Source organism: Streptomyces zhaozhouensis, from assembly GCF_900230195.1.
GTDB lineage: Bacteria > Actinomycetota > Actinomycetes > Streptomycetales > Streptomycetaceae > Streptomyces > Streptomyces zhaozhouensis.
Genome location: NZ_OCNE01000020.1, coordinates 116,226 through 125,388, shown reverse-complemented (window position 1 = coordinate 125,388; position 9,163 = coordinate 116,226). Strand labels below are relative to the sequence as shown.

Here is a 9,163-nt window from a genome sequence, read left to right as displayed (position 1 = left end):
CGAACGGCTCGCGACGATGGCCATGCACCCGCCGGGACCAAGAGGTCACAACCCTACCCGTGAGGGCTGCAGAAAGGATGGTCCTCTAATGAGCGGCCCCGTCGAGTCGGCCGAGGGCGCCGGCATACCGCTCTGCTTCACCGCGCGCGTCCCGGACAGCTATGTGCCGCTGCCCGACTCGCCCTCGCCCGAGGAGTGGTCACAGACGCTGGACCGGCTGATGCCGACGGTCGGGGGCGAGGGCCGGAGCTACGCGATGGAGAACATGCCGCGCGTGCTGCCGATGCTCCAGGTCGACGAGGTGTGCAAGACGGCGGTCCACATCAGCGTGGAGAACGGCTCGCTGGCGCTGGGAATGCTGGTCGTGGGCCTGCTGCCGACGCGGCACGAGTCGGCGCTGATCGCGGCCGAGTCGATCTACCGGGTGAAGAAGGAGGAGTACTTCGGCGAGGTTCCCCAGAGCCAACTGACCGACATAGACGAGCGGTTGGCGAAGGGCGCCCGTGGCCCGCAGGACACCCTGATGGCCACCAAGCTGCCCGGCGGCCCCGCGGTGACCTCGATCTCGCTGCGGTCGATGACGTTCCCGCGCCCGGAGGGCGTCGGCCAGGGCCCGCCGCCGAAGCTGGGGGTCTCCTTCCTCCAGTTGGCGATGCCCGCGCCCCGGGACTACTGCGTCTACTTCACCATCGCGACGCCGACCCTGCGCCACACCCCGGTCTTCGGGGACCATCTGGCGAAGATCGCGCGCACCGTCTCGTTCGACCCCGACGCGGTGGCCAAGGCCGCCAAGGGCGACGACGCGGTCTTCACCAGGGATCTCCGGGGCGCCCCCGCCTGAGGGGACGGGCCCGCCGGGGTCGGGGGCCCGGCGGGCATCATGGTGGTCATGGACGTGACGACGGGAGACGGGGACTGGCTGGGTCGGCTGCGGCCGATCAACGACTACCTGGTGGCGCTCGACCGGCAGCACTACGAGCGGTCGGGCGCCGCCCCGCTGGTGCTGGCCCTGGTCGCCGTCCCGGTCGCCGCGTTCGCGGTGCTGGCCGGTGTCGCGATGCCGTTGACGGACGTCGAGGAGTGGGCCGGCTGGCTGCTGCCCGGCGTTCCGGTCGCGGCGGTCGCGCTGTGGGGGGCGTGGCTGGCGTTGCGCCGGCTGACGCCGCGGCACGGGCCGCTGGGCGCGGAGTTCCGCGCCGGTGAGAGCCAACGGGACGCGCAGCTCGCGGGGTTGTACGCGCTGCCGCCGCTGGGGCCCGCGCACGGCGCGGCCCTGTGGGGGCGTGCGGAGGAGCTCTACCAGCGCTCGACCTCGGGGCTGACGGCGTTCGCGCCGCGCGACCAGCGGGAGCTGGTGCACGGGATGCGCACCGCGCCGTTTCGCAACTTCCGCTGGACGTTGGCGGGTTGGGGCGTGGGGATGCTGACCGTGCTCGGCACGCTGGGCGCGGCGGCGCCGGTGCTGGCGGCGCCGGACGAGAACGGGCCGCTGCTGGCGGTGGTGGCGGTGGTGGCGGGTGGCTGGTCGCTCTGCTTCCGGTACTGCTTCCTGAAGTGGCGGCGGCCAGGCGACCGGGTGCCGCGCACCCAGAAGGTCGGGTGGCGTCACGAACTGGCCTGGCTGCGCCACCAGATGGTGGCCAGCGGCGTGCTGGCCGGCTGGCGGGTGCCGGCGCTGCACACCGAACGGCTGTGGCGACTGACCGGCGGCGGCCGCCGCTCCCCCGCGGCGACGCTGGCCCGGCTGCCGGAGAACGCCTCGGCGCCGCGGCGCTTCTACTGGCGCTACGTGGGGGCCGGGGTGGTGCGGCTGGCCGCGTTCTTCGTCGGCTGCTACCTGGTGGCCACGGCGATCAGCCTGGCCGCCTGAACGGGACCGCCCACCGGCGGTGCGCCTGGCCGGCTGACCGCGACCGCCCACCGGCGGTGCGGGGGCGCGGGGAACCGCGCGAGCAACCCACCACCGGGGCGCACCCGACCACCCACCCAGCCGGCACCGCACCATAGTCGCCTGACCCCCGCCACCCAGCATCCGCGCCGTTCCCCGCGCCCCTCAGGCCGTCACCGGTCCACCGCGTGCGAAGGATGCCTTCAGTTCGGCCCAGCGGACCGCCTCCTCGGGGGTCAACCGCCCCCGCAGCTCCGCCAGTTTGAGGAGGTTGGCCTCCGCGCCTGTGGTGAGGGTCTGGGCCTCGGCCCGGTAGTGGTCGTCGATCAGCGCGTCCAGCTCCTCCTCGTTGAGCACCGGAACGATCCGCTCCGCGATCTGGTTGGTGTTGCGGTAGGAGCCCTGGAGGCGGAACGGCGGCTCGACGCGGGTGGCGTCCTCCTGCGTCGCCGAGGCGATGTACGCCGCGTTGACCTGGAGCATCACGTCCCGCACCCGCAGCAGCAGCCGCAGCACGGCGAGGATCTGCTCCAGGTCGGCCGGCGTGTACGGGTGACGCAGCCGCTCGGCCGAGGCGGTCTCGTCGCCGCGCGCCAGCCGCACCAGCAGTTCGATGTCGGCGCGGTCGCGGGAGGCGAGGGGCGCGAGCGTCGGGTTGGCGGTCAGCGCGTTCTCGACGTGGCTGAGTGCGAAGAGTTCCTGACGTCCCGTCAGCACTTCTCCCAGGTTCCACACGTCGGCCCGGTTGGCCAGCATGTCGGGGACGCGGAAGCGGTGGCCTGACTCGGTGAACGGGTTGCCCGCCATGCAGACGGCGAAGCGCTTGCCGCGCAGGTCGTGGCTGACGGCCGCGCCGTCGGAGGTGCGGACGCCGTCGATGCGGCGCTGCGCGTCGCACAGCGGGATGAAGCGCTGGAGCAGCTCGGGCGAGCAGTGCTGGATGTCGTCGAGATGGAGCAGCACGTTGTTGCCCATCTCCAGCGCGAAGTTGAGCTTCTCGATCTCCCGCCGGGCGGCGGCGTCCGGCGCCGCCGTCGGGTCCAGGGAGGTGGTGTGGTGGCCGAGGGCGGGCCCGTCGACCTTGACGAAGACCATCCCGAGGCGGGCGGCGACATACTCCATCAGCGTCGTCTTGCCGTAGCCGGGCGGGGAGAGCAGCAGCAACAGCCCCTGGCTGTCGGTGCGCCGCTCGGCGCCGGCCGCGCCGAGCTGCTTGGCGAGGTTGTCGCCGATCAGCGGCAGATAGACCTCGTCGAGCAGCCGGTTGCGGACGAACGCCGGCATCACCCGCGGCCGGTGGCTCTCCAGCCGCAGCCTGCGGCGTTCCGCGTCGAGCAGCGCGTTGCGGCGGCGGACGTAGGCGCGGTGGGCGGGCACCCGTTCGGTGCGGAACGTCCCGGTGCGGGTGAGGAACTCGTCGAGCCGCAGCGGGAGTTCGCCGCGTCGCAGCCGGGGATGGCTGCCCAGCAGCCCGCTGATGACGGCGGTCAGCTCGGCGTCGACCGGCCGGTGCTCCAGGGTGTCGGCGGTGAGTTCGAGGGCGGCGGCCTCCGGGAGGTCGGTGGCGTCGCGGCCCTGCGCGCCGGTGAACGCGGTCAGCCAGGCGGCGACCAGCTGGTGGCGGGCGGCCAGGTCGCTGCCGACGGCGGCCAGGTCCTGGGTCAGCTCCTTGACGCCGGCCTCGCCGAGCGCGGAGTGGAAGTCGCCGCGCAGCGCGCCGGCGGCCGGGCTGGTGACGAACGCCGGCCCGCCGGCGGCCAGTTCTTCCAGCAGATAGCCGCCGACCCCGGCCGGCGCCTCGCGCGGCAGCCCCGCCTCGGCCGGCAGTCCGGCGAGGAACGCGCCGACGGCGTCGGTGAGTTCCTCGCCGAGCGCGTCGACGGCGGCGGTCGCCCCGAAGGTGGCGCGTGCGCGCGCCAGCGACTGGGCCCTGGTGGTGAGCGCGGCACGGGTCGTCTCCGTCGTGCCGTGCGCCCAGAACAACTGGGCGCAGGCGCGGAGTTCGGGCGGGAAGCGGAGCAGCCCCGCGGCCTCGCGCAGCCGCAGCACGGCGCCGAGAATGAGGGCGGCGTCCTGGTCGTGGACGCCCCTGTCGTATCCCTCGTCGTAGGCGGCCTCGGCGAACCGGCGGACGAGCGGCAGCAGTTGGTCCTCGGCCGCCGCCGCGGTGAGTTCGGCGTCCTCGGCCCCGGTGAGCACGGTCGCCGCCAGGTGCTCGGCGCGGTAGACGTCGGGGGACTCGGAGGCCAGCGGCTGGTCCCAGAAGTGGCGGGCCGCGGCGAGTTCGGCGTCGGTGACGGCGGCCCGGTAGTCGGTGCCGGTGACGGCGAACGCGAGGCCGCCCTCGTGCGGCACCAGGGTGAGGTCGATCGGCTGGGTGGACGCGGTGAAGTGGTGGCGGCCGAGCCGGATGGTGCCGTCGGCGCCGAAGAGTTCGGCGCGGTCCCGCAGGGTGCGCCCGGCCTCCTGGCGCAGCGCGGTCAGCCGCCCCTCGATCTCGTCGGCGCGCACCTCCTCGCCGACGGAACGGAGTTCGTCGGCGGTGGCGCGGACCCGGGCGACCAGCGGGTCGGCGGCGAAGTAGGCGTTGATCTCGTCCTGGCTGCCCTGGGCGGAGGCGCGGCGGCCCACGGTGTCCAGCACCCGCTCGGCCGAGGCGGCCAGCCGCTCGGCGTGCCGGGCCCGCTCGTCGAGCTGGGCCTGCTTGCGGGCGGCGAAGGTCTCGTAGATCTCCTCGCGCTGGTCGGCGAGTTGGGCCAGATAGTCGTCGAAGGTGCCGAACCTGGCTTCCAGGTTCTCCACCGTCAGCAGCAGCCGGCCGAGGTGTTCGTCGCACTCCTCGGGCGTGGTGGCGGCCGCCAGCGCGCCGGTGACTGCCTGGCCGAGCAGCGCGTACTCGGCGGCGAACTCGGCGCGGCCCTCGCTCTCCAGCAGCTCGCGGCGGCGCCCGTCGAGGACGGCGCGGGCGCGGTTGACGGCGCCGGTGACCTCGCCGACGCGGGTGAGGAGTTCGGTGCGGACGACGGCGTCGGCGATCTCCAGCGTGCCGATCACCTCGGTGACGGTGCGGAGTTCGTCGGCGTGCTCGGCGCAGGCGTCGGCGAGCGGCACGGCGTCGGCGACGCTCTCCACGGCGGCGGCGCGTTCGGCGAGTTCGGCGATGGCGGCGTGGGTCTCGTCGAACGCGTCGTCGCGGGAGAGGAACGCGACGGCGCGGCGGCCGGTGGCGGCCAGCGACTCGGTGAGGGTCTCGTCGAGCCGGTCCAGCGCGCCGGTGTCGATGTGCCGGGTGTCGCGGAGCGCGGCGACCCGGCCCTGGGCGCGGCGCAGCCGGGTCAGCAGGGTGACCCACTCGGCGGCGCCGCGCGGCGCCTCGCCGCGTGCCCGCCGCACCAGTCCGGTGATCTCGGACTCGGCCTCGGCGAGGGTGGCGGCGGCCTGCGCGCGCAGCTCGCGCACCCGTTCGTACTCGGCGATGACCTGCTCGGCGGTGGCGCGGAGCGTGGCGACCGGCTCGTGCAGCGCGTGCGCCTCGGGCAGCGTCAGCCAGTGGTACTGGTCGGTGAGCCGGTCGCAGGCGCCGACGACGGCCTCGAACACGGCGGTGTCCGGCTCCAGTTCGGTGGCCATCCGGACGACGGTGAACGCGTCGGACACGCCGCGCACCAGGTCGGCGTTGCCGATCCTGGCCAGCGGCCCCGTGCCGGCCGGCTGGGCGGCGGCGTGCTCCTCGCTGGTGAACGGCGTCGCCCACAGTTGCACCGGGTGGACCCGGGACGCTTCGGCGGCCTCGGCGCGGCAGACCACGAGGCGGCCGTCGTCGAAGAGCGCGTGGCCGAGGCAACTAATCGGGTTCCGCACGGACTTGTCGATCAGGTTGTACGGCAGCAGCAGCGCGCGGCCGCGCGCGTCGTCGCGGAAGACGTAGAGCAGGTCCTCGCCGTTGGGCGCACGCAGCAGCCGTTCGAACGTCAGCCCCTCGGCGTCCAGGTCGAAGGTGCGGGCGGCGGAGCCGGCGGGCGCGGCCGACAGGTAGTAGCCGCCGGGGAAGATCACGCCCTGGTCCTCGGGCAGCACCCGGCAGCCGCGGCCGATGCCGTCGAGCCGGGTGATGTCGCCGGTGCGGGTGTTGTGGACGAGGTAGCGGTGGTCGGTCTCGTTGTAGGGGAGCACGTCCAGCAGCAGCAGCGGGCCGACGCGGGCGTGCGCGACCCGCGCGTCGGCGAGCGACTGCAACGGCTCGGCCAGCGGCTCGCTGTGGCGCGGCGCGCCGTCCGGCTCGTCCCCCGCGGTGCGCAGGGCGAGGGTGCCGCCGCCGGTGGCCAGGCGGAGCACGCCGGCGATGTCCAGGTGCGGGTGCTGCCCAGGGGCGGCGCCGGGCACCTGGTCGTCGCGGGTGGCGGGCACCCAGGTGATCTCGTGCGGCGGCGGCTGGACGTGGTCGCGTTCGCCCTTGGCGTCGACGTACTCGGGCCGCCCGTCGGGGTGCAGCCGCCAGCGGAGCACCCGGATGTCGTCGATCCGCTCGCCGGTGCGGAAGACCGCGAGCAGCAGGCCCCCGACGGTCCGCAGCCGCAGCAGCGTGGACTGCTGGAAGTAGCGGAACAGCTCGGCGAAGTCCCGCTGGAAGGCGGGGTCGTCGAGCAGCCCCGGCACCGCCTCGGGGCCGACCGGCGTGAAGCCGTCGCCGTCGGGCCTGTGCAGCCCGAACACGTCGCCGACGCCGGTGGACTGGCCGGGCGCGGGCGGCACCCGGTAGCCGAAGAGCAGCGCGTCGCCGACCCGCACCAGGTCCCTCGGCAGGCTGTCGCGCCCGGTGCGCAGCCGCCCGGTGGCGACCAGCTCCAGCTCGCCGCCGCCGAACGTCGCGACCCGGTCGGCGTTCAGCCGCCTGGTCCGTTCCCCCAACTCGCCGGCGGCCGCCACGAGTCGGTCCCTCAGCACCTCGTAACTGCCCCGGTCCGGCGCCTCGGCCGCGCCCGCCGGCGTCTCGCGTTCGCGCGTGTCCACCCTCGCTACCCCCACGTTCGTCTCTCCACCGTGCGACCCGGGGCGCGGCGGCCCGCCCTCCGGGGAGGGAACGGGCCGCCGGCGCCGCGTCAGGGCCGCTTCTCCAGGACGGGCCCCTCGCCCTTGGCCGGCCGGCCGTTGACGGCGGGGCCGCCGGCGCCCGCCAGCTCGGCCAGCGGCAGGTCGCCCAGGCCCTGGGCGCGGACCGTCTCCAGCAGCCCGCCCAGCTGTCCGCCGGCGTCCCCGCCGCGCGAGATCAGGCCGCTGAGCAGCCCGGCCAGCGTCAGGTCGCGCAGCCCGCCGGCGCCGAGGCCGCCCACCATGCGGGAGAGGTCCTCGGTGAACGTCGACCCGTCCTTGTCCAGCCACGGGCCGACGAGGGTGCGGGCGTGCTCCGAGCGGTCCAGGAAGCCGTCGACGCTCTTGCCGGCGGAGATGGCGCCGACCAGCCGGTCGAAGAAGACGGAGTCCCCGCCGACGATGTCGATCTTGGCGTTCTCCAGTCCGGTGGCGACGAGGCTCGCCTGTGCCTCGGCGATCTGCCGGTGCACGTCGATGCCGGCGAGCCGGACGTCCTTGTCGGCCTCCAGCCGCAGCCGGTACTCCTCGTGCTCCCGGCTGGCGGCGTCCAGGACGGCCATCGACTCGGCCTTCTCCCTGATCCCGGTGGCCTCCGCGCCCATCTTCTCGCGCAGCGCCTCGGCCTCGGCCAGCCCCATCTGGCGGGCGGCCTCCGCCTCGGCGTGCCGGGTGGCGGCGATGGCCTGCGCCATCCGCTCCTGCACCTCGGCCTCGGCCATGCCGGGCGCGGCGGCGTCCGCCTTGCGGCCCTCGGCCAGCCGGATCGCGGCCTGCGCCTCCAACTCGGCGGACTTCCGCTTGGCCTCGGCCAGCGTCAGGCTCTCGGCGGCGCGGTGGGTGGCCGCGGCCTCGGCGGCCTCGGCGGCCTTGATGTCCTTGACCAGCCGCTCCTGCGCCTCGGCCTCGGCGGCGATGATCACGGCCTGCCGCTCGCGCTCGGCCTCCTCGACGGCGCGCAGCCGCTTGATCTCCTCCTCCTGCTGCGCGACGGTCTTCTCCACCGCGATCCGTTCCCGGACCACGTCGGCGATCTCCCGCTTCTCGCCCTCGATCTCCTTGTCGGCGGCGATCCGCGACAGCCCGGTCTCCCGGTCGCGGGCGATGACCTCCAGTACCCGGTCCTTCTCGATGCGCTCGTTCTCGATGGCGACGACCCGGTCGCGGTTGAGCTTGGCGACGGCGACCTCGCGCTCGCGGTTCTCGTTCTGCACGCCGAGGGCTTCCTCGGTCTTCAGGTGCGCCGCCTGCGCGCGCAGCCGCTCCTCCGCCTGGACGCGTGCGGTCTCGGCCTCCTCGCGGGCGCGCACGGTCTCCACCTCGCGGCGCTGCTTGATCTCGGCGTCCGCCTGGCGGCGCTCCAGCTCCAGCACGGCCTCGCGGGCGTCGACGTTCTGCCGGGTGATCTCCTTCTCCTCGTTGCGCTGGAACTCGTTGGTGAGCACGTGCTGCGCGGCGGTGAGCTCGGTGATCTTCCGGATGCCCTGGGCGTCCAGGATGTTGTGGGCGTCGAGCTGGCCGAGCGGCGTCTGCTCCAGGTAGTCGATCGCCGCGTCCTCCAGGCTGTAGCCGTTGAGGTCGGTGCCGATGACGGCGATGATCCGGTCGCGGAACTCGTCACGCTTGGTGTAGAGGTCGGCGAAGTCGAGCTGCTTGCCGACGGTCTTCAGCGCCTCGGAGAACTTGGCGTTGAACAGCTCCTGGAGCGTGGACCGGTCGCTGGCGCGCTCGGTGCCGATGGCCTGGGCCACCTTGATCACGTCGGGAACCGTCTTGTTCACCCGGACGAAGAACGAGATCCGGATGTCCGCCCTGATGTTGTCCTTGCAGATCAGCCCTTCCTTGCCGGTCCGGCCGATCTCGATCGCCTTCACGGAGATGTCCATCACCTCGGCCCGGTGCAGCACCGGCAGCACCACGGCGCCGGTGAACGTGACGTCCACCTTGCGCACCTTGGAGACGATCAGCGCCTTGCCCTGCTCGACCTTGCGGAAGAGTCGGGTGAGCAGGAACAACGTGGCCAGGATGATGATCAGCGCCGCGGCGATCAGTACGCCGAGGCTGGTACCGAGAGTGTCCATGGATGGCCCCCCTTGTGTTCTCGTTTCGGCGGGCACCGGGCCCGCGCAGCCGCGATGGATCGCGGACTTACGGCCGTGGACGGGCGCGCGGCGGCGCCCCGTTCGA

The 9,163-nt window shown here is 74.0% G+C and carries 4 protein-coding genes; 2 read left to right on the top strand and 2 right to left on the bottom strand.

What is annotated here, in order from left to right; genetic code table 11:
• Positions 1 to 88 precede the first annotated feature (88 nt).
• Together CRP51_RS29205 and CRP51_RS23555 are read left to right on the top strand one after the other, a co-directional pair.
• Positions 89 to 841, top strand: a complete 753-nt coding sequence (locus CRP51_RS29205; RefSeq protein WP_212615975.1) for a hypothetical protein — start codon at positions 89 to 91, stop codon at positions 839 to 841.
• Positions 842 to 889: 48 nt separating this feature from the next.
• Positions 890 to 1,870, top strand: coding sequence for a hypothetical protein (locus CRP51_RS23555; RefSeq protein WP_141514654.1), 981 nt, complete (start codon positions 890 to 892; stop codon positions 1,868 to 1,870).
• Between the two features lie 183 nt (positions 1,871 to 2,053).
• Here the strand turns inward: CRP51_RS23555 and CRP51_RS23550 are convergent, their stop codons facing one another.
• Positions 2,054 to 6,913 carry a DNA repair ATPase gene (locus CRP51_RS23550; RefSeq protein ID WP_245880762.1) on the bottom strand — a complete coding sequence of 1,620 codons (4,860 nt, stop codon included), beginning with the start codon at positions 6,911 to 6,913 and terminating at the stop codon, positions 2,054 to 2,056.
• 74 nt (positions 6,914 to 6,987) lie between these two features.
• Complete coding sequence (locus CRP51_RS23545) at positions 6,988 to 9,057, bottom strand: SPFH domain-containing protein (RefSeq protein ID WP_097233324.1); 2,070 nt, start codon at positions 9,055 to 9,057, stop codon at positions 6,988 to 6,990.
• Positions 9,058 to 9,163 lie beyond the last annotated feature (106 nt).